Source organism: Chryseosolibacter histidinae (assembly GCF_018598225.1).
GTDB lineage: Bacteria > Bacteroidota > Bacteroidia > Cytophagales > Cyclobacteriaceae > Chryseosolibacter > Chryseosolibacter histidini.
Window position 1 is genome coordinate 10,370 of sequence record NZ_JAHESF010000029.1, and the last position, 23,293, is coordinate 33,662.

The following is a 23,293-nucleotide window of genomic DNA, read 5'->3' on the forward strand; positions in this document are numbered from 1 at the left end:
AAACAACGCCCTGGTTATTCTGCGGTACAGAAACTCATAATAAACTGTTTTCGGCACCTAACCGCGTGTGTAAAAAAAAGCGACTTTGATTTGCATGCCGCAAAATTGATCTATTTTCATATAGGATGAGCGCGCAATAGATTTCCCGAGTTGTTCAAGCGCGTGCACGTTACGCTTCATGGCAGAGCGACCTCAAATGCCATCATCCGTTTTTGATCTCTGTTGGCCGTTGTCTCTGTTTCTGACGAAACTGATCGGATCTCTTATTCATTATCCAAAAGCAATATGATGCTATTGAAAGACCCCTTGCGAAGTTCCGGCGCACTCATTGCCGGCATCCTTCTCTCATTCAGTGTTGATGCGCAGTCCATCGTTTCGAGCGCATCTGCGGGCTGTTTAAATGCGACGGTCTCTTATTCGTTATCGAGCACATCAGGGATCGTCAGCACGCCGAGCTGGTCCATTGTCTCCGGCGCAGGCAGCATGAGCTCCGTGCAGGGAAGCGCCACAACAGTTTCGTGGCGAAGTTCCGGCACGGTGCAGGTGTCTTTCCCGATCCTCGTAAATGGCACAGTAGTGGCACAGACCAGAACAGCATCCTTTACACTTTACAGTGGGGGCACCGTGTCTGGTCCTTCCAGTGTTTGTGCGGGTGAGTCGGGAACATTGACCGTTTCCGGCGCTCCATCCGGTACACAGGTATGGCAATCGTGCACCAGCGGGTGCGCTTCGATCACCGACACGGGCTGGTCAACAATGTCAGGCGGGTCATTTACAAACCTTACAACGAGCACATCCTTTCGGGTAAAAGTTACGGTGCCTTCCTGCGGTGTTGTTTATTCCGATGTAAAAACCGTTACCGTTAAACCTTACCCGGCGGCAACTATTTCACCCACCGGTACATTGAAGATCTGTTCCACCTGTTCGCAGCAATGTCCCTGTTCGCGGTCTATACAAGCTTCAGGCGGCACCAGTTATCAATGGAAGAAAGATGGTGTTGATATTACAGGAGCGCTGTCAGCTACTTATTCAGCGAACCAGCCCGGAAGTTACACCGCGGCAGTTACCCTTGATGGCTGCACAAAAATTTCGCCGGCGTTGGTACTCGTCAAAAATGTGCTCCCGGTAGCGAATGCTGGTCCCGATAAAACAATCGTGCTGCCTGAGAACACGGTGACCCTGATTGGCTCAGGTACGGATAGCGACGGCACCATTGTTTCCTATACGTGGACGAAAGTCTCAGGCCCGCCCGCGGTCTTGAGCGGGACACCTCCCGCTACCATCACGTTATCGGATCTTGTTTATGGAACGTATGTTTTTGCATTGGTAGTGAAAGACGATTCGGGAGAATCATCTTTGCCCGATCAGGTAACGATCACCGTGGCCTACCCGCCCAACAACTATAACTGGATCAAAGAAACCACGGTGCAGGTGGAAGGTAAAAAAACAGATGCGGATGTCTCGGCCCTGCAAATAGCCACAGGGCAAAAGAGTCTGACCTGGAATTATTTCGACGGCCTTGGCAGAAAAATGCAGTCGTTGAATGTGCAGGGCTCGCCGCTGGCCAAAGATGTGGTTCAGGCTGTTGTTTACGATGCATTCAACAGAGAAAAGGTCAAATATCTTCCTTATGTTTCTTCAGACGTAAATGGCTACTATAAGGTGAACCCCGTCGGAACCCCTGACAATAATTCAATTCCTTCAAACTATTCAAGCTCACCTCACGGCAAGTTCTACAACAACGCAACAACGGACGGGGTAGTTAACGACCCGAGTCCATACGCGGTAACGATATTTGAGCCTTCTCCGCTGAATCGGGTGATCGAGCAGGGAGCGCCCGGATCCGCCTGGCAACCCGATGGCGCGGACTCGTATGGTTCTGCCGACCGGACCATCAAGCAGGGTTACGAGACCAACGCTGCCAATGAGGTGCTGTTATGGAGCTGCACATACCCTACGGGTTCCGCTTCGCTGGCGCGGGTGAATGCTGGAACAGCGGCATCGCCGATCTATTATGCTGCCGGAGATCTCTACCTGAACCGGAGCCGTGACGAAGAATATCATGAAACGATCGAATACAAAGACAAGCACGGGCAGGTGATATTGAAAAAAGTTGAAGCTGCCCCGGGAGTCTGGGCAGAGACTTATCACATCTATGATATTTTCGGAAACCTGGTCTGTGTCATTCCTCCCCAGGCTGTATCAAAACTGGCAACCGATTATCACCATGCTACCGCCACCGCGGCCACGAAAGAAAATTTTCTCAGGCGCTGGACTTTTAGGTATAAATATGACGCGCGCCGGAGGATGATCCAGAAACAAGTACCCGGTGCGGGGCAGGTGCTCATGGTGTACGATGACCGCGACCGTTTGGTGCTGACCCAGGACAGTGTACAACGATTTGCATCTCCCAGGCAATGGGAGTTCACCAAATATGACGAGTTGAACCAGCCCATCGCCACCGGCATAAAAGATACGGCGGCTACGCTTACCCAGGCTCAGATGCAGGGTGTGGTTAATAATTTTTACGCCACGAAAACCTGGGCGCGGTTCGGCGAAAGATACACGGGAACAGACTTGCATGGATATACGAATGTTAGCTACCCCGTTGTTACTTCCGGCGCCACCATCAACCCCAATAGTTATCACTCGGTAAGCTACTATGATAACTATGCGCACCGGGAGAATTTATACAATAGCGCTGCTTACCAGTTTAAAGCAGATGACCTTCCTGGCGAACAGAAGACAAATTACAACGAGCGCCTCAAAAATCAGGTTACAGGAACCAGGGTAAGAGTGCTCGACGGAGGCGGTTATACGTGGCTTAATTCCGTGCTTTATTATGACGACGAGTACCGTGTTATTCAGAGCATTGCCGACAACTACAAAGGAGGCATCGACCGCACTACCAATGTGCTGGACTTTACCGGCAAAATACGCAAGACAAAAGTTGTGCACACCACGTACGATGTATGCTGGAAAGAACACGATGGCGCGATCCAGACCGGCAACCGCCTGGTGAGAACAAATAGTACCAATGGGTGGGGACAAAGCGGCGCAGCTTCGGTGCAGCAGCTCGCTGCGGGGCAGAACGGATGGATGGAAGCGATTGTCTCGGAGACGAACACCAACCGCATGATTGGACTTTCGGATGCCAACGTCAACACTGATTTTAACACCATCGATTATGCGCTGTACCTCAACGCCAGTACCCTGTCCGTTCGGGAAAATGGTGTTGCCAAAACAACTTTCACAGGCACATTAAGCCCGGGCGATGTGGTGCGCATCGAACGCACTGGCACTACCATTACCTATCGATGGAAAAATAACGTTTACACTTCTCTGGTGCCGTCAACCACCCTTCTGATGGCAGATGCGTCTATTTATACAACCGGTGGATCGCTGGCTGGCGTTCGTGCATCGTTTGCTGCCACCAGCAACAGCGTTACCCGCGCGTATATTTATGATCATGCAAACCGGTTAAAAGAAGTCTGGCATGCCATTGATGGCGCCACCGCTGTGAAGATCATTCACAACCAGTATAACGAGCTGGGTCAATTGATGGATAAAAAACTGCACAGCACGCTGGCCAACGCCAGTGACGCAAAACAAAGTGTTGATTACCGGTACAACATCCGTGGCTGGCTCACGTCAGTGAACAACGCAACGCTGACTGATGATGACGATGTAACCAATGATGACACCGGAGATTACTTCGGAATGAACCTTGCCTACAATGTGTCGGATCCTGCACTGGGTAATACCGCACGCTACAACGGCAACATCAGCGGCATGACCTGGAGCAAGTACCTCGGCCTGGGTGACGTGAAGCAGCATGGGTATGTGTATGCGTACGATGCTATGAACCGGCTCAGCACCGCCACACACAAAGCGCTCACTGCGCCCGGTACATGGACGGCGGGGCAATATGACGAAAGCGGACTAACCTATGACCTGAACGGAAATATCACCCACCTCGATCGCAAAGGCGATGGCGGTGTGCAGATCGATAACCTCACTTACAATTACGGCACCGGGATCACCACCGGCAATAAATTGCTTTATGTGCAGGACAACACCACGGACGCCACCCATAAAGCGCAGGGGTTCAGAGATGGCAACACCGGTACGGCTACTGATTATACTTATGACCTGAACGGCAACCTGACCCGGGACCTCAACAAAGGTGTCGGCACCAGCCTCACCGATGCCAGCAACCTGATCAAATACAATTTCCTCAACCTTCCTGAAACGATCACCAAAGATGGAAGCTCCATTCGTTACATCTATGATGCTGTCGGGCGCAAGCTTGCCCAGGTTGTTACCTCCGGCACCTCGGTAAAGCAGACCGACTATGCTGGTGAGTTTATTTATGAGAACGACGTGCTTCAGTTCATCAATCACGACGAGGGAAGGGTAGTGGTGGCAAAGAGTAAGCTCCTGTACATCAACGGTTGTGATACACTGAATGCGGCGATGACGGCTGTTAATGCGACGTTGTCTGTGAGCACAGCCAATGGAGAAAAATACGTTACAGCAACCGCCACCGGTACCGCTGCAGGCACAGGCATTTTTCCGTTCGCCGGAACGATCGCTGTTACGCCAGGTGCACGTTATCGTATCAGGGCGAAAGGCTACCGTGGAACCAGTGTGGCCTACCTACAGGTAAAGGCGGGGGCTGTGTTGCTGAATTCAACCGGAGCGGCGTTGCCGGCCAGCGCCACGGCAGAAACATGGGTGGAGCAGATCGTGACCATACCTGCGGGACAAACCACCCTGCAGGCTGGTGTGACCTGGACCAGTGTAACGGTAGGAGAGACCCTCTACCTCAATGACTTTGAGATCACCAGGCTGGAGAGCACGACACCGGAGTATCAGTATCACCTGAAAGATCACCTGGGCAACGTACACCTTACATTCACAACAAAAGATGAAACTGATCTTGGCCTGGCTACCCTGGAGACCGTCAATGCTGGCGGTGAGGAAGGCAAGTTTCTGTATTACAACGAGGCGGTGAAGATAAATCACCAGATCTGGGATCACACCAACCTGGGAGGCACCAGCTATGCCACACGTTTAACAGGAGGCAATACAGACGAAATATATGGGCTGACCAAAACGCTGAGCGTGATGCCCGGCGATAAGGTGAACCTGGAAGTGTACGCCAAATACCTCGACCCTGTGAGCGGTCATCGGAGCACAGCACTCAATAATTTCATCATCTCCATTCTCAACGGCACCGCACCGCAGGGAACTTTTGTTGATGGCGGCGCCGCAGGCAGCATCGGGGACGCAACCTTCCCGATAGACGGCATCGATCATAGCAGCGAGACGGGTGAGCCTCCCAAGGCTTACCTTAACTACATTTTGTTTGACAGGGCTATGAACACGGTGCTGGACCTGGGTTTCCAACGCATCACCACCAACAGCAGGGAATACGGCCAGGACGCCAGCCATGATCGTTTGGCATTCGACGGACCCAACCAGATCCTGATCAAAGAACCAGGGTACATGTACATCTATCTCAGCAACGAGAATGAAACAAATGTGGAGGTCTACTTTGATGACTTCAGGGTTGAGCATATTAAATCGCCCGTGGTGCAGGTGGACGATTATTATCCGTATGGGTTGCCTTACAACTCATCGCGAAGAGAAAACAGTAGCGAAAATTCATATTTGTATAACGATGGATCGGAGAGACAAGATGAGTTGGCTATAGACGTGGACGCTACAGAATTCAGGATGTACGATCCGGCGCTTGGAAGGTGGTGGCAGGTTGATCCGTTGTCTGATGAGGATGATCTGATTGATCTCTCCCCTTATAATTATAGTTACAATAACCCCGTTCGGTACAATGACCCTAAAGGTGATAAAGGAAGGCCCGGCAGGCCTGCAGCTGCTATGCGATACCAGGCTACCCCGGCTTATCGCACGGTCGTGCATAGTCAGATGATAAGAACATCTTATAAATATCAGAACAGGTGGCAGAAACAGCCGGGAGGAAAAGTTGAAGTTGGTAATGCGGAAAACCCTCAAACAAAGACAGGAAAATGGGTTAAGATCATGATGGACCTATACGGTGATTTCAAAGGGTATAATGACTTTGTGGTCGAGCGGCATGAGCTTATTCAGACTTATGAGGGAGGATCCTCCTCTCGTGAAAATAAATTTTTCCTGGTGGGTCCTGGCGCTGCTAAATTGGAGGCCCTGGAAATGGCGTACGAGAAAGATGCCAATAAAGCTTTCGATCAGAAATTCGCAGCTTTTGCCAGTCAAAAATTAGGAAAGGATTTTAATTCCTTAAGCGCCGAGGATCAGGCAAAGTTCAAAAATGAAAATTCATCCGTGGCGGCGTTGCTCAGTTCAATGGTTCGGGTTGAGTTAGGCCCTTCGCCCAAGGAGCAGGTGGTTCAAAAGATATTGGAATTGCTAAAACAAGGAGTTGTTGTGCCTAAGAGGGAGGTAAGAGATCTGCCTGGGGTAGGACCCGGCAGATAACAGGCACAGCGTACACTACAAGAATTAAATAAACATCGACCCTATGAAGACCCTTTTACGCATCAGCATGATCTCATCATTGATCATGTACTTTTCTTTCCCGCGTTGTGCAGCGCAGGACCTTGAACGCCTCATCCCAAAAACAACACCTCCGGCACCGGAGGCTGCTTCGTTGGGGAAGTATGGTGAGATACCGGTAAGCCATTATACCGGAGTGCCCAATATTTCCATTCCCATCTATGAGATCAGGTCCAGGGATATCACCTTACCTGTTTCTATCAGTTACCATGCTTCCGGTATGCAGGTGAAGGAAGAAGCCAGTTGGGTGGGATTGGGATGGACCCTGAATGCGGGAGGTGCTGTGACCAGGAGTATCCGCGGTGGCGATGATTTCGGTGGCGCCTTCTGCTACTGGTCAAACCGATCCAACATGCCCCCGGCTCCGGCAAAGAATCCCCATGAAGATCCTTTTCAGATCCTTTATTTCAACCAGAATACCCCGACATTGACAGTGTACTTTCCGGGCGATACCAGAAATTACTATGGCGATCTCATCGATGCGTCGCGTGACTGGGCCTCTGACATTTACTACTTCAGCTGCGGCGAACTGAACGGCAAATTCGTCATCGACAGGAACGGCGACTTTGTGCCCGTGGACCATCAGGATATAAAGATCGAGATGTTCAACAGAAAATATCCCAATGCCAACTGTGCGGGATCAGGTGAATTTGGAGGATGGAAAATAACGGCCGCAGATGGAACACAATATTTCTTCGGAGAACCGGATTGTTCACCCGCGAATAATACCTATAGTCCATATTATCAATGCAGCAATACGAATACGGTTGCCAAAAACGTGAACGGATTTACCCAGGCTGTCAATATGCTGAATTTGGGTGGCAGCCCCATCACTTCCTGGTTTGTAAAAAAGATCGTTTCTCCCATGGGAGAGGAAATAACCTTCGAGTATGACAAAGCTGCGAGCTCGCTTGATTTTATTGCTCCCATACCCGATTACTCACAGTACTTTATTCATGGCGAGGGCACTTACTGTAATGAGCAAGGCTATTCACCTACGGAAGGCAGGGTCAGCGTATCGTACACGGTCCATCAACCGCATTATCTGCGACAGATCAATTTTAAAAACGGGTATATCAAATTGAATCGGGACCCGGTTAAAAGACAGGATCTTTCCGGTGCCGAAAGATTGTCTGACATCCAGGTATTCCAGCGGTCATCTGTTACCGGAGAAGAAAAGATCATCCGCACTTTCCAGTTCAAGAACAATGCGTACTTCACTTCTGCAAACGATGTGTCACCTAACTACAATGGTCTTTTGCCAGGCGCAGGTGACGGGCTCGGGGGTTTTATCAATGATTTCGCATCTGCTAACGGAAAACGGCTGAAGCTGACAGGGCTGATAGAGTCCAACGGCACGCTGAAGAAACTTCATCAGTTCGAGTATACAACAACAGACCTTCCCAGGAAAACTTCTCACAGCGTTGACCACTGGGGACATTTCAACGCGATAGACAACGCCAACCTTGTTCCAGAGGTCTACTGGCCATCGCATACCTTCTATGTTCAAAGGCCTAACGACCCCGCGCCTGTGGCATTCATTGTGGCGGGACAACATATCAGCGGTGCCGTGCGTACAGCAAACGGTGTCTCAGCCCAGGCCGCGCTGCTGAAGAAAGTGATCTATCCAACAGGAGGGTGGACTGAATTCTTCTTCGAGGCGAACCAGTTTACAGAAGATAACACCCTCAAAAGCGGCGGCGGGCTTCGTGTGGCGAAAGTTCAGGATACGGATCCTGTCACAAACAAAACGATCACCAGGGCGTATCGCTATCAGAACGGTAAACAGATCACGCCGGTGCGGAACTTCATGGTCAAGTATTGCGGGTACAGCTCGGCGAGCACTACAGGCTGCGGAGGTCTCGTGTGTGACGGTCCCAATGGGGGATGGTATACATCCCTGTCTCCAGCCCTGTACCGGTACAGCTCTCCCATCTATCCCATGAGCAACGCCGCGGCTGGAAGTCCGGTGGGTTACGATCGTGTTGAACTCTGGAACGGTGAAAATGCGGAGAACGGAAAAACGGCCTATGAATTTCACAATGAGCCGGATCAGGTGCTGCCCGTTGATAAGCATGGATTTGCTTACTGGCCTGGCATACCCGGCCTGTCAGACCCTCAGAATGGGAACCTTCTTTGGCAAACAGAATATGCGAAGGATGCAACCCAGTCAACAGGCTTCCGCGCTATAAAATCCGTCAAAAATAATTATGTCGATTTTTCGGCATCGTGGGCCAATAAGACAAAATACCTGTGGAATATTTTTGTGCACATACAGCCTTCCTCCGGAGGCACTACTTCAGCAAGCGTTGGCGCGTGGACCTATCCCGTAGCCACAACGTGGAATCATTTGACCAGTACGGAAGAACGTCTTTTTACACCCGGCCAGCCCGACGTCGTGACAAACACCCGCTACGGGTATCACAATGCAACCCCATCCACAACCAAACATCACCAGCTTCTCTCCAAATCAACTACCAACAGCGACGGATTGATCAAGACCTCCCTGTACTATTACCCGCCGGATTACAACGCCGGGACCATGAGCGGCGTTATCGGCACTTTGAATTCCAGGAACTTTAGGAGCAGGGTGATCGAAGAGAGGATCATCGACGGAGAAACGAGTGGCAATGCCCTGGGAGGATCAGTTACCCGTTACAACGCACTGGGACAACCTACGCAGATCCACATGGCTGAGACAACACTACCGGTATCAGGTATCGTGCAGGATCCGAATAGCATTATTCCAGGCACCGGCCTTTACAAGCAGCGGGCTGATATTTCTTATGATGCCAACAACAACATCAGCACGCAGAAGAAGCTCAACGATGTACCGGTTACCTATCTGTGGGCATATGGCAATACCCTGCCCGTTGCAGAGGTAAAAAATGCCGTCCAAAAAACGATTACGGAGATCATTACACCTGCGCCAGTTCCTTTAAGTACGGTTACCAACGGGCAGATGTCAGATTTTGAGCTGATGGGATACTTTGACGTGACCGAAGCACAAACATTATACTTCGACCGTACTACCCAGGTGATCGCCGGATCATCGCCAAACGCCATTATTGAATTCCAGATCAAGGATGAAAATGGAAATTTTGAATATGGACCTTCTACAACACCCTATTTTCCCCTTGCATTACCGGTGGGAAGACATTTTTTGTATCACAAAAGCAACATTACGTGGGCAGAAGGTCCAGGCGGCGGAGATCTTCAGATCACTCTTACAGTGAGCTACACGGTGACACATACGAGAAACATGCAGGATATCTTTTATACGAGCTTCGAAGAGAGCATAGAGCATGTTTCATCTGAAGCCAGAACTGGTACCCGAAGTTATAACGGTACTTACATCATACCCAAACCTGTAACAAACGGAGCCTATATTCTTTCGTATTGGCGGAAGCCTTCAACTTCCGGAGGTGCCTGGACCCTGTTCGAGAGCACAGTGAATATTGTTGCAGCTTCGAACGATATTGTTGTGGGAGGCACCGGATACCTTGTGGATGAGGTGCGGTTTTACCCTGCCGGAGCGCAGATGACCACGTACACCTATGACCCCCTGACCGGCATGACCAGCGCCACCGATGCCAACAACAGGTCGAAATATTTCGACTATGATGACCTTGGGAGATTGATCCGCATCAGGAATGATGAAGGTGATATCGAAAAACACTATACCTATAATTATAAGCAGTAAGGGTTTTCTACGCTTTACTGCTTATGCTACACTACCGGGGAGGCAGCAATGACACGGACAACTAGATTGTAATCGTATCTTGCGCCTCGTATCCGATAGCTACCGAGATGTTCTTCTACCTTCTAAATTGTTTTTTCGTCTTTGGATAACCTGCCGGAACCTGAATTTCTGCCTACTTTCGTGTTACTAACCTGTATCCGATGAAGGCACTGAAATGGATCCTGATCTTTGGCTTCCTGGGCGCGGTTGCCTGGGTAACGTATCAATGGTATGTGAACACAGCGGATGTCTCGGCAGACGCGCTGAGCTTTGTGCCTTCCGATGCCATCTATTATGTGACAACAGACGATCCGATCGGCACCTGGAAAGAGATCGCACGCTCAGATGCCTGGGCGCACCTGCAGAAGAACACTTACTTCGCATCCCTCACAGCGTCTGCCAACAGCCTTGATTCGATGATCCATGACAATGACCTGCTGTTCGACCTGATCGGCTCGCGGGCATTGCTGGCGTCAGCCCACATGACCGGCCCGAAAGAATATGATTTTTTATTTCTCGTAGACCTGAAAGAAGTTTCCGGCATAAAATTCCTCAATGACTATCTGACCACATTCTCTACGGAAGGTTTTACCGTGCGCAAGGAGAAACATGGCACCGAAGACCTCGTGATCCTGCATCATCCCGCAGACAAAACCAACCTGTACCTAAGTTTGCCCGGAGGTTTTCTGCTTGCCTCTTACAATCGTAAGATCATCACCTCGGCCCTTGATGCGCACGCGGGTACCGATAATCTTGCCGCGCATGCCCTGGTGAACAATGCAGACCAGGTTGCCGGCAATGGCCTGCTGAAATTCTACCTGAACTACGCCATGCTTCCGCAGTTCATGACGGCCTATTCCAGCGGCACCAATGAGTATGTGAACCGGCTCTCCAAAGCCCTGCAGACCTCGGGCCTGAGTGTGACCGTTGAGAACGAGCTCATCAAGGCTACGGGCAATACCTACGTCAACGACTCGGTGGAGTCTTATCTGAAAACGCTGGCGATCTCCGGACGCGGCGCCACGGAGTTCACAGAGATCGCACCACAACGAACCGCCTTCTGCCTTGGGCTGGGATTCAGCAGCTTCAGTGAGTTCTTTACCAATTTCGAGAAGAATGTTCAGGAAGATGTGACCGAATACGGCAACTACCGCGAGAACCTGAAGCAGGTGGAGAATTACCTCAATATAGACCTGCAGGAAAATTTTATCAACTGGATCGGCGATGAAGTGGCCCTGCTCGAGCTGCAGTCTCATGGAAAAGGTGTGGATAACGAGACCGCGCTGGTGCTGAAGGCAGGCAATATTGAAAAGGCGCGGAAAGACCTTGAGCATATCGAAAAAATGGTGCGCAAGAAAACACCGGTGAAATTTAAATCGGTGGATCACCGTGGCTACAAGATCAGCTACCTGAGCATGAAAGGATTGTTCAAAGCGCTGCTCGGAAAATTCTTCGCGCGTTACGATAAGCCTTATTATACCATCGTGAACAACTTTGTCATCTTCAGCAACCACCCGCAAACACTGAAGAGCATCATTGACGACTATCTCGACAAGAACACGCTTGTTAAGTCAGACGAGTTCAGGGCTTTCAGAAAAGAATTCGATGACGAAGGCTCTGTATTTATTTATCTCAATACCCCCGTGCTCTTCAACACTGTGAAGAAGCTGGTGGATAGCCCCACGCGCAGTGATATGGACCGCAACAAGGAGTATATTGTGTGCTTCCGCCAGGTGGGATTTCAGCTGGTGCCCGACAACGGTAATTTTAAAACAACACTGGCCGAGCAGTTCGTAGCGCCGGAGCCTGCGCCAGTGCTGGTGGCTACCGCAGATACGGCCGCTGACTCGCTTACCGAACAGGAGGAACCCGCACCACTCCAGGCGATGGTCACCACGGAAGCATCGGACCCCATGGAGCTTCCGTACATCTATGCGCAGGACCTCAATAAGACTTCTTATACTGCTTATTTTCCCGACAGCACCGTGCAGTTGCGTGTTGAGCTGAGGAATGGCTTCAAGGATGGATCATACACCGAGTACCATGCTAACGGTGAGGTGAAAATGCGCGGCCACTTCAAACGCGACCAACGCGACGGCCTCTGGCGCCTCTATGATGAAGACGGAAAACAGGTGCTGAAGCGCAGTTACCATGAAGGGGAGATCGTCAGGGAGAAGAGCAGGGACTGAACGTCAATGCTACACAAAAGATGTTTACATAAACATGAAATTTCAATGCGAAGACTGAATGTTTAAACAATTTAACATTCTGATATCGCTGTCCTTTTTCAATTGAATTTCGCGCCTCATCATTATAAACTGCGTGCATCCGGTGTGTGTACGTTGCGTGTATCAAGCATCAAAAAATACACGCAACTTACAGTCAGCATGTTGAGTATACCTGCATTCGATTTCGGGTTCCTCCTCTTTATACTTTCAGTGACTCACTTTAAATTTAATTTTATTAACAATTTGGTAATTGAGTTTACCGATTTCATGTAACAGAGTCACACTACGTTTGTCATCTACCACTTAACCATAATTTGAATGCTAAAAAATCTACCAACCTCCCAAAAAATTTTCGCGTGTATTGTTCTTCTGGTCTTGTGTTGCGGCGGCAATGCATGGTCACAGACAGTCAGCGGAGTGGTTTCCGACAGCCTTAAGAGTCCGCTGCCGGGAACAAGTATACTGATCAAGGGCACTACCATTGGAACCACTACCGATGCCAATGGAGCCTACACGCTGACGAGCCCCGAGCTTGTATCATCCCAGAGCGTTCTCGTCTTCAGCTTCATCGGATTTAAAACGCGGGAAATCACCTATAAAGGTGGCTCAACGCTGAACGTGAGCTTGCAGGAAGACGGCGCAACGCTGAACGAAGTAGTGGTAACGGCGCTGGGTATCAAGCGTGAAGAGAAAGCGTTGGGTTATTCCACGCAAACGCTGAATGAGAACCAGATGACCGACGCCCGCTCGAATAACTGGTCGGCAGCGCTCTCGGGCAAAGTGGCCGGTCTTAGTTTGCTCTCTTCAGGTGCCGGTCCTTTGAACTCATCGCGCATCAAGCTGCGGGGTGACAACTCTTTTGTGACCAACACCAATTCCGCCCTCATTGTGCTTGACGGTGTACCGATGAATACGAACATGGCGAGCTCCGGTGTGAGCAGTGCCTACGGAGCAGGCTCTGGCAACGATGTGCCGATCGACTTCGGTAACGGCATCGCCGATATCAATCCCGATGATATCGAAAGCATCACGGTATTGAAGGGGCCGAGCGCCGCAGCACTTTACGGTAGCCGTGGTGGTCATGGTGCCATCATCATTACCACGAAATCAGGCGCGCGCAAGAACAAAGGCCTGGGTGTTACCATCAACTCCAACATCAGCTTCAATGATGTGTTGAAGTGGCCGGATTACCAGTATGAATATGGCCAGGGCACAGGCAAGGCCTTCAATACAAATGGCGAGATGTATTATTCTTATGGTGCCACGGCTGACGGCGCCAGCACAGGTGGTACCAGCAGCGCTTTCGGCCCGAAGTTCAACGGCCAGGAGTACTACCAGTATGATCCTGCCACCGAGGGAACATCTGCCGAGCGTCTTCCCTGGAAGCCTTATAAAGATAATGTGAAAGGGTTCTGGCGCACCGGGTCAACCGTGGCCAACAGCATCTCTATCGAAGGTGGTAATGATAAAGGCTCTGCGAGGGCTTCTATCACCCATACGAAGAATGAGTGGATCATGCCCAACACTGGCTATGAGCGCATCAACGCCGCATTCAGCGCCAACTATAAAGTGTCAGACAAGATCAGGATCGCCAGCAAGATCAATTATACCAATAAGAAAAGCGACAACCTTCCGGCAACGGGATACAATAACCAGTCGATCTCTTATTTTATGATCTTCCAGAATCCGAACGTTGACCTGAAATGGTATGAGCCCCGCTGGAAAAAGGATAAGTACCAGGTAGACCAGATCCACCCTTTCAGCTCGTTCATCGACAACCCGTATGTGATCGCTTATGACATGACCAATTCTGTGGTTAACAATGGTATTGTCGGCAACATATCGGCCACCTACGAGATCTCCAAAAAGTTCGAAGTGTTGGTGCGTACTTCCTTAACCATGAACCAGGAAGAGCGCGAGCAACGCCGCCCCTACAGCACGGCCAATTTTCAGAAAGGCTATTACAAAGTGCAGAACATAGGTTATTCTGAGATGAACTCCGACTTCCTGCTTACCTATAAAGACAAGTTATCGGACCGTTTTGATATCCGGATCTCGGCAGGGGGCAATACCATGAAAAGGAACCTCGATCAGATGAATGCCTATGTTGAAGGCCTGGTGATCCCCGCGCTTTACAAATTGTCGAACGGTGTTACCACGCCCATGGTGTCTACCATCGATAACGATAAAATGATCAACAGCTTTTATGGATTGGCGGCTTTGTCTTTTGACGATAAGATCTTCGTTGACCTGACCGCCCGCAACGACTGGTCAAGCACATTGCCAAGCCAGTACAATTCATACTTTTATCCTTCCATCAGCTCGAGCTTTATTTTGAGCGAGATCTTCACGTTGCCTTCCATCATCTCTTATGCCAAGCTCAGGCTGGCCGTTGCCTCTGTCGGTTCTGATGGCGACCCTTATCAGACCAGTAAGTATTATGATGTGAGCGAGTTTCCCGGGTCAGGATCTGCTCCCACTACCTTGTATAATGCGAAGATCAAACCCGAGCTCAATACCAACTATGAAGCAGGTCTCGAGTACATGATGTTCGAAAGAAGAGTAGGATTGAACCTCACGGTGTACAGGAATCTTACAACAAACCATATCGTTCCCATTCCGATCGATCCTACCACGGGATTCAGCAGGGCTGTGATCAATGCAGGTGAAGTTCGCAACCAGGGCGTTGAGGTTGTGTTGAACGGTACCCCCGTGCGCACCCCTGGCTTCAGCTGGAATACTACCATCACCTGGGCGAAGAACTACAATAAAGTGTTGTCGTTACCTGCAGAGCTTGGTGAAAGAATGGACCTCGGCACTGGCGGAAATGCTACCATTGCGGCAACCGTGGGCGGTACTACCGGCGACGTTTATGGCTTCGGTTTCCTGCGCGCACCTGATGGACAGATCATTTACAATTCAAGTGGCCTTCCTGCCCGCCCGGAGACCATCCAGTATATCGGCAATGCTTATGCCGACTGGAAAGGTGGCGTGCTCAACGAATTCACGTACAAAAACTTCAGGTTCAACTTCCTGATCGACGGCCAGTACGGTGGCATCATCTATTCGCAAACACACCACAAAATGTCGGAGCAGGGCAAGCTGAAGAGCACGCTGATGGGCCGCGAAGAAGGGTATATCATCGGAAAAGGTGTTGTGGCTAACGGCGACGGAACGTATTCGCCCAACACCACGCAGGTGCAGGTGCCGGATTATTATGCCGACTACTATCGCAGGGCGAATGTGGAATCAAACTCATTCGACGCATCTTATGTGAAGTTAAGGGAAGTTCGCTTTGAGTACAGTCTTCCGAAGAGCCTGCTGAGCAGAACACCACTGAATGCGGTGAGTGTGGCATTGTACGGTCGTGACCTGGCGATGATTACCAAGTTCCCCATGTTCGACCCCGAAACTGCTGCGCTGAATGGAAGCACGCTGCTGCCGGGCGTTGAGATAGGTCAGATGCCTACGCCGCGAACGTATGGTGTGAACGTTACTTTGAAACTGTAATTTCCTAAAATTGATCATGCTGAGAGCGCTTGTGTTTGATGACGCTCTCATAAACAGAAAAATATTTATGATAAAAAATATCAAGAAAATATCGATCATGTTGCTGTTGGTTGCAGGGGTCAACTTTTCCTGCACCGAGGGCTTCGAAGAACTGAATACCGACCCGAACAGAACTGAAAAGATCAGCCCGGGAACGTTGCTCAATCCCATCCTGTATTCGATGGCAACTTTCAACACGCTGCGTGCCGACGACTTCACCTTCCACATTATGCAGGTGACACTACCTTATCCCAGCAATTCAGGTGGTGTGCACCGGTACGATATCGGCGAAAGTGCCGGTAACTCAACCTGGAACACTTACTATCGCTGGCTTAACAACGTGCGTGAGCTGAAGGAAGCTGCCATTGCTGCACCGGATGCGAACTACGAAGCCGTTGCGCTCACACTGAATGCCTGGATCTACTCCCAGCTCACCGATTGCTTCGGCGATGTGCCCATGGATGAGGCGCTTCGTGGTGAGGAAAGAATTTTCCAGCCTAAGTTCAACACACAGCAGGAGGTTTACACAAAAATACTGGAAGACCTGGAGTACGCCAATACACTGTTCGATCCGAAAAAGCCTATGATCTATGGTTCGGATCTCCTGTACAGCAATTCGGCTGACGATCAGAAAGACGGCAAGAACATTCTGCGTTGGAAAATGTTCTGCAACTCGCTGCGCCTGCGTTTGCTGCTGCGCGTATCCAAACGTCCGGAGATGAATTCTTATGCCCGCATGGCGGAGATCATCAACAATCCTGCGGCAAATCCGGTGTTCACGAGCAACAGCGAAGCCGCCATCCTGAAAGTTTCAGGCGTTGGCGCCAATGTTTCACCCTGGGGCCGTGCGATCGACTTTACAACGTTCAGGGCCGGCGCTGAATTCTTCATCGATAACCTGAACGCCTTCAACGATCCGAGAAGGGCGGTGTTCAATACACAGGCCAAGTCAAAAGATGGCAAAACCAATATCGGCTACAAAGGTATTCCGAGTGCCTACACAGGAAGCGACTCGCAATTTGCTTTTCAACCCTCCGGCCTTAACGTAGCATTGGCCACGGCGCCTATGGTGTGCGTGATCATGACCTATGCCGAAGTGGAGTTCATCAAGGCCGAGCTGGCTCAGAAAGGCGTACTTCCAACGGCCAACGCAGAAGGATATTATCAGAAGGGCGTAAAGGCTGCCATTGAACAATGGGGCGCCGTGATGCCGGCAGATTACTTTACCAATGCCACTACCAAAGCTGCTACCGAATATAACGGAACCCTTGAGCGTATCATGCTGCAGAAATACTATGCGTTGTACTTCAACGATTATCAGCAATGGTTCGAGTACCGCAGAACGGGATTGCCTGTACTGCCCAAGACCGATGCCATGCTCAACAACAAGATGGTTCCGGTGAGGTTCGAGTATCCCGTAGTAGTGGAAACCAACAACCCTGTAAACTACGCTGCCGCCGTTGCCAACATGGGTGGCAGTGACGACATCAACGCAAAAGTATGGTGGGAAAAGTAGTTTAGATTTGAGATTAAGTCCCGATCGCTATCGGGATGAGACCCTGTACCAACGCTTCGGTACCGGGTCTCATGTCTCAAATCTCACATCTCATCACATCACATCACATCTACTTCTTCCGTATATAAACCCTTTCATCCGGGATGGCCACCGTGAACCGCGTCCATTGGCCGTATTCTGAGTCGACGTATATTTCACCATAGAGACGCTCAACGGTTTCTTTAACGATGTACAACCCCAGGCCGGAGCCTTGCGATCGCTCGGTGGCGCGGTAGAACATCTCGAAGATACGACTGAGGTATTGTTTGGGGATGCCGATGCCGTTATCCTCCACGTTCAGCTTCCAGACAGACTTTCCCTTTTCAGCGGTGATCTTGATACGGCAGATCTCCTTGTTTACATCCCGGTATTTGACGGCGTTGTTGATGAGGTTGTTCAAAATGATCCTGATACGTTTTTGATCACCGTTCACCAGGAATCCCTTCTCTATTTCTACCTGGAATACCATGGCTTCCATGCCGGGGAAAAATTTCAGATCCGATAAACATTCGTGAACCAGTTGGTGCAGATCGATCTCTTCATAGGTGACAACCAGGCTTGAGTTCTGCGAATACTGGATCATGTTCTTGATCACGTCTTCCAGTTTTTTGATGCTTAGCTCCGTTCGGTCGATGTAGGCGTTCAGCTCGTCTTGTTGGTTTTGCCTGCGCATCAGGTCGATGAGTCCCATCACCGATTTCAGCGGCGCGATCAGGTCATGGGAGGCGCTGTAGACAAAGGCATCGAGTTCCTTTATTGTTTTATTAAGCTGGTGAATGGTCTCGTTCAGTTTTTCGGTACGCTGATGCACGGTTTGTTCCAGCGATTCGTTGATCGTCTGAAGACTTTCTCTCGCTTCCAGCAACATCAGGTTCTGCTTCGTGATCGTCTCCTGCTGTGCGCTCATCTCCTCGTTTTGCGCTTTCAGCTCTTCGTTCTGTGCGGCCAGGTCTTCGTTTTGCCTCTTTATCTCGCGGCTTTGCTGAGCGACCAGACGTTCAAGCTCTTTTTTTCTTTTTCCAAGCTTGTAAACACGGTAGCGGTAATAGCTGAATCCCATCGCACAAAAAAGGAGAAATGCGATAAGCCTGAAATACCAGGTCTTCCACCATACATTCTGAATGGTGATGCGCAGCATTTTTTGCGGACCCCATGTCTGGCCGTTCAGCGATGTCCTGACCAGTAACCGGTACGTTGATGGGTCAAGATTGGTAAAAGTCACACTGTGGTCTTTTCCCGCAACCTGCCAGTCGTTTTCAAAACCTTCGAGCTTATATTGGTAGATCAGGTTGTCTTGTGAGAGAAAGTTGAAGGCTGAAAATTGCAGGGTGATCAATCTCGAGTCGGCATGCGACAGATCAATTTCCGTTGTCTCCGTGATGCTTCTTGCCAGCAGATCGCTTCCGGGTTTAACCTGTTCGTTGAAGATGCGGAAGCCCGTAAAAACAACGGCGAGCGTGTTCATGTCATGCGCGAACTCCCGGGGCGTGAAAATGTTAAAACCATTGGTGCCTCCGAACAGCATACGTCCGTCGCGTGTTTTCAGGGCAGCGTTCCGGTTGAAGATCATGCCCTGAACGCCATAGCTCTCGTTGAAAACCGTGAAGGTTGTATCGGATTCTTCAAAATGGGTCAGTCCGCCGTTTGTGCTCAGCCATAAGCTTCCTGACGTCTCCTGGCAGATGCCGAGTACGGTGTTGTCGGGAAGACCGTCACGCTCGTCAATAATATGGAAACGGCCGGAGGTGGTACGATATTGACAAAGCCCGTCACCATACGTGCCGATCCAGATCCCTTCGTTGTCTTCCAGCAAGGCTTTTACCCGCAGGTCGGGAATGGAGCGGCCCTGCTCATCCACCCGGCTGATCTCGATCACAGAATCTTTTGAAGGGATATATGCTGCCAGCAAACCGTTCGATCCAATCCAGAGGGTGTTGTTTGAAGAGACCAGGATGGTTTGCGCCTGGATGTCGGTAAAAAGCCTGTTGATGTTCCCTTCCAGCGGATGATCGAGGTGATTGAAGATACCTGTTTTCGGCGTAAGCCTGTTCACGCCACGATCAGTGCCTGCCCACAAATAACCCAGGGAGTCTTTCTTCAGTGCCCATACAGTATTGCTGGCGATCGAGGTCTTGTCGCGGCTATCGTACAGATATTGTTTCCATCCACCACGTCCGTCAAGGTATACAAGCCCGTGCTGAAATGTTCCAACCCACAAGGCAGTACCCTCCACCAGCAACGATGTGATAACGTTGATATGCCTGAGTTGTGCGGGAAATTCATACCGGTAGATGATCCCGTTCTTCAGGTAATGAAGACCGCCGCCATCTGTGCCGACCCAGATCGTTCCATCATCAGCTTCTTCAAATGCCGAAACGGCGTTGTGCCTTAGAGAATTTTTGTTGAGGAATTCACTTTTATACAACCGGAATCTCACCGGGGGGATCTCGTGGTAATTTACGCCGCCATTGTAAGTGCCCAGCCATCCGTTTCCACCCGGCTCGATGAAGATAGCGCGGATCGTGTTGCTGCTGAGGCTTCTCTCGTCAAATTCGGAGTGGAGATAATAGTGGGTTCTATCTCCTGGAGTCAGAATGTTTAATCCGCCTCCGTCGGTGCCGATCCACAAATTGCCGTCTTTATCTTTGGCGAGAGACCAGACGGCATCGTTGTTCGTACCACCGTTCTGTCGGTTATAATGGGTGATCTGCCCTGTAGCTCTGTTCAGGCTGCCCAGCCCGTGGCCTTCTGTTCCGAACCATAAATTCTGGTCATCGATCAGCAGTGAACGGATGGCGGACCTGTTGTCGATCATCGTAACACGTTGGGTGCGGAGGTCCAGGACCTTCAGCCCACCCGTGGTTCCGAGCATCAGGCTATCACCGTCCACTTTGATTGTCCATATATTTTCTTTGTCGAGATCATGCTCTTTGACGGCAATTACTTTTTGCAACGACAGGTCCAGGTAGCGCAGGCCTCCCACGGTGCAGGCGAGCCATAAGCGATTCCGTTTCTTATCGAGCGCTGCGTTGGCATAGATGGTACCGGGTGGATGGGTGGTTTTGTAAACTTTGAAACGTTCCAGCGACCGGTCAAAATAACTGATGCCCGATACGGTGCCAACCCATAGATTTCCCGAGGGACGCTCTTCCTCTATGAAATGAACAACATTATGGCTAAGCGTTGTTGAGTCATCGGGGGCGTGGCGGAATGTTCTGAACTCCGTGCCATCAAACCGGCACAACCCGTCTTCGGTGGCGATCCACACAAACCCACGCGAATCGCGAATGATGCTGTTGATGGTGGGCTGCGGTAACCCGTGTTCTGTGGAAAATCTTTTAAAAAATAATTGCAGCCCGTCCGGCGATGGTGCCTGTGCGGTGGCAATAATGCTCCCCGTCAGACAAAGCAGGAGCAACGACATGAGCCTTTTTACTGTAGCAAACAGAAATTTCACTTAAATGAGTGGGGCTAGGTAGCATATAATTTAATCAAAGATTTTGCAGGACGCAATTAAAGTTTAAGGTTTAAAGTTGAAGGTTCAAGGTTTAAAGTTTTAAAGTTTAGGGTTATGTAATCCAGGTGGAGTGCGCCAAGGGATCCTGACTGACTGGTTTAAAAAAAGCAACTTTGAATCAAAAGCTCAAACGTGAACGTAGCTAAACTTTAAACTTTAAATTTTAAACTTCTAACTTCTAACTTCCAACTACATTTCATTATTCTTCAGCGCAGCCTGATCGGAGAGTACGGTGACGCCGCCCTGCGAAAGATGGGATTCTGCTTCGTAGCCTTTTTTCTTTTCCAGGCTTCCGTTGTACCCGGGCAGGAATTTGTCGGCCACGGTCAGCAGGGCACCTACCCAGCCGGGGGCGATGCCTTTCACTACGGTAGCCAGTTTTCCTGACAGGGAGAGGATGGCTTCACGTTGACCGTATTCCAGCGCCGTGATGATGCTCTGTGCGGCGATCTCAGCATCGTGCGAAAGCAAGGGTGAAGAAGCTGCGGTTTTGAACCACGCATACTCGGCTTCATGATTGCCCTTTACAGTGATGTTGCGGGGGCTTCCCGTACGCATGAGGTTGGGCACTACTGTGGTAACATGGATATTTTCTTTTTTCAGCTCGGCGTGCATGCCTTCTGAAAGTCCCACGGCAGCGAACTTGCTCGCGCTGTAGGGCAGGAGGTGAGGCATGGCCAGCTTTCCGCCGATGGAGGTGATGTTGACGATCCTTCCCTCGCGTTGTCTTCTGAAATGTGGAAGGGCTGCGTGGATGGCATACAGCGGAGCCCAGAAATTTGTTTTCATAGCTTGTTCGTAGTCATCCACGAGCATGGCTTCCTGCGGGCCTACCTGGATTGTTCCCGCGTTGTTGATGAGCACGTCAATTCTTCCGTAGTAATTCACCACATCGTTGACAAGCGTTTTTACCTGTTCCTGGTCGGTGACATCGGCAGTCCGGGCCATCACTTCTGCACCGGAGCGCTCGAGCTGTTGTCTGGCAAGCTCAATTTTGTCGGCGGACCTGGCACAGATGGCGAGCTTGGCACCACGGGCCGCGATCGCTCTGGCCAGCACAAGGCCCAATCCACGGGAGCCGCCGGTGATCAAAACCACTTTTCCATCCAGCCTGAACCTTGTAAACTCCCGGTAAAGCGCATTGGCCACCAAAAGAACTCCAACGCCAGTGGCCGCCCAGCCCAGCGTTTTCTGAAGCGAATGAACCCGATCATTAGCCATAGTGATGATTATTCAGTAGTGTGGCGAAAAATGATGACACTGCCTCAAAAGCTATTAGCCGTATCTTGACTCAACAACTTTCGGGGCAGCATCATCACTTGTACATTTTTATCTCTTGCTCTTTCCCACCGCCATCATCGTTTGAAGATGCTGGCGCCAAACAGGATCGCGATTATAAAAAGCGCGAGGAAAATGAAGAAGAGAACTTTTGCAATTGAGGCGGCGCCTTCAGCGATGCCACCAAATCCGAAGATGGCGGCAATGATGGCGATCACAAAGAAAATAACAGACCAGCGTAACATAGTTTTACTGTTTATTTGCTACATGCCGGAGAATCCCAGCTTCTCCACAGCTGCGGAACAGCCTGGGCCATTCCTTTCACTTTTTTCTAAAAAATCTTCATACCAAACCCTGCGCCGTAAAAAGAACAGGCAAGTGTAGAGGCTTATCTACGGTGAGCCAGTTCAAAGCCTATTCTTTTGCCGGCCTGCCGAGCTTGTCAAAGCGATACGTTTTCGTAGTATCTGCTTTGGTGATGTCTATGATGTATAAATTGCCGCTTTTATTTTTGTAGATGGTTGCCTTTTCCCAGCCATCATACTCAGTACTCGATTCAAGTGTCTGCCGTACACCAGGTGGCAGCTGCTTCGCTGTGATGCGCTGGTGATCTTCCGTATAGTTGGAGCTGCGTGGCAATACCTTTCCTTCCGGATCGGTTTGCTTTACAGGGTCACGAAGCGTGTCGGGCTCAGGAGCGGGTGACTGCGCGTATACTGCCGCCGTTATGAATAACCCCGCAAGGATGGATGCAAGTTTTTTCATGGATAATGTCGTTATTTTTTTGGATGGGAGTAATAATACCGTGCCTCGCGAGGTACGAGGTCGCAAATGCAAGGTACGAGGTA

9 protein-coding genes are annotated in these 23,293 nt (G+C 50.3%); 5 read left to right on the top strand and 4 right to left on the bottom strand.

Annotated elements, in window-relative coordinates; translation table 11 throughout:
* Window positions 1-285 precede the first annotated feature (285 nt).
* The 5 genes from KK083_RS22855 to KK083_RS22875 all read left to right on the top strand — a co-directional run bounded on the left by KK083_RS22855 (window position 286) and on the right by KK083_RS22875 (window position 17,611).
* Entirely contained in the window at window positions 286-6,498 is a 6,213-nt protein-coding gene (locus KK083_RS22855) for a DUF6443 domain-containing protein (RefSeq protein WP_254167890.1), read from the top strand.
* Between the two features lie 43 nt (window positions 6,499-6,541).
* Window positions 6,542-10,279: an RHS repeat domain-containing protein gene (locus tag KK083_RS22860; RefSeq protein WP_254167892.1), complete on the top strand. Its 3,738-nt coding sequence runs from the start codon at window positions 6,542-6,544 to the stop codon at window positions 10,277-10,279.
* 200 nt (window positions 10,280-10,479) lie between these two features.
* Window positions 10,480-12,507, top strand: coding sequence for a DUF3352 domain-containing protein (locus KK083_RS22865; protein WP_254167894.1), 2,028 nt, complete (start codon window positions 10,480-10,482; stop codon window positions 12,505-12,507).
* A 357-nt stretch (window positions 12,508-12,864) separates the two neighbouring features.
* Window positions 12,865-16,056, top strand: a complete 3,192-nt coding sequence (locus KK083_RS22870; RefSeq protein ID WP_254167897.1) for a SusC/RagA family TonB-linked outer membrane protein — start codon at window positions 12,865-12,867, stop codon at window positions 16,054-16,056.
* Window positions 16,057-16,123: 67 nt separating this feature from the next.
* Complete coding sequence (locus KK083_RS22875) at window positions 16,124-17,611, top strand: SusD/RagB family nutrient-binding outer membrane lipoprotein (protein ID WP_254167898.1); 1,488 nt, start codon at window positions 16,124-16,126, stop codon at window positions 17,609-17,611.
* Window positions 17,612-17,720: 109 nt separating this feature from the next.
* Here the strand turns inward: KK083_RS22875 and KK083_RS22880 are convergent, their stop codons facing one another.
* The 4 genes from KK083_RS22880 to KK083_RS22895 form a co-directional block, all read right to left on the bottom strand.
* Window positions 17,721-21,074, bottom strand: coding sequence for a two-component regulator propeller domain-containing protein (locus KK083_RS22880; RefSeq protein ID WP_254167900.1), 3,354 nt, complete (start codon window positions 21,072-21,074; stop codon window positions 17,721-17,723).
* Window positions 21,075-21,356: 282 nt separating this feature from the next.
* Window positions 21,357-22,388 carry an SDR family NAD(P)-dependent oxidoreductase gene (locus tag KK083_RS22885; RefSeq protein ID WP_254167902.1) on the bottom strand — a complete coding sequence of 344 codons (1,032 nt, stop codon included), beginning with the start codon at window positions 22,386-22,388 and terminating at the stop codon, window positions 21,357-21,359.
* Window positions 22,389-22,522: 134 nt separating this feature from the next.
* Window positions 22,523-22,690, bottom strand: a complete 168-nt coding sequence (locus tag KK083_RS22890) for a DUF1328 domain-containing protein (protein ID WP_254167904.1) — start codon at window positions 22,688-22,690, stop codon at window positions 22,523-22,525.
* A 169-nt stretch (window positions 22,691-22,859) separates the two neighbouring features.
* Window positions 22,860-23,210, bottom strand: a complete 351-nt coding sequence (locus KK083_RS22895; RefSeq protein WP_254167906.1) for a hypothetical protein — start codon at window positions 23,208-23,210, stop codon at window positions 22,860-22,862.
* Window positions 23,211-23,293 lie beyond the last annotated feature (83 nt).

Excerpts from the sequence above, each read along its gene's own strand:
- KK083_RS22855 (WP_254167890.1), top strand. The coding sequence starts at position 286 with ATGATGCTATTGAAAGACCCCTTGCGAAGTTCCGGCGCACTCATTGCC.
- KK083_RS22860 (WP_254167892.1), top strand. The coding sequence starts at position 6,542 with ATGAAGACCCTTTTACGCATCAGCATGATCTCATCATTGATCATGTAC.
- KK083_RS22865 (WP_254167894.1), top strand. The coding sequence starts at position 10,480 with ATGAAGGCACTGAAATGGATCCTGATCTTTGGCTTCCTGGGCGCGGTT.
- KK083_RS22870 (WP_254167897.1), top strand. The coding sequence starts at position 12,865 with ATGCTAAAAAATCTACCAACCTCCCAAAAAATTTTCGCGTGTATTGTT.
- KK083_RS22875 (WP_254167898.1), top strand. The coding sequence starts at position 16,124 with ATGATAAAAAATATCAAGAAAATATCGATCATGTTGCTGTTGGTTGCA.
- KK083_RS22880 (WP_254167900.1), bottom strand. The coding sequence starts at position 21,074 with ATGTCGTTGCTCCTGCTTTGTCTGACGGGGAGCATTATTGCCACCGCA.
- KK083_RS22885 (WP_254167902.1), bottom strand. The coding sequence starts at position 22,388 with ATGGCTAATGATCGGGTTCATTCGCTTCAGAAAACGCTGGGCTGGGCG.
- KK083_RS22890 (WP_254167904.1), bottom strand. The coding sequence starts at position 22,690 with ATGTTACGCTGGTCTGTTATTTTCTTTGTGATCGCCATCATTGCCGCC.
- KK083_RS22895 (WP_254167906.1), bottom strand. The coding sequence starts at position 23,210 with ATGAAAAAACTTGCATCCATCCTTGCGGGGTTATTCATAACGGCGGCA.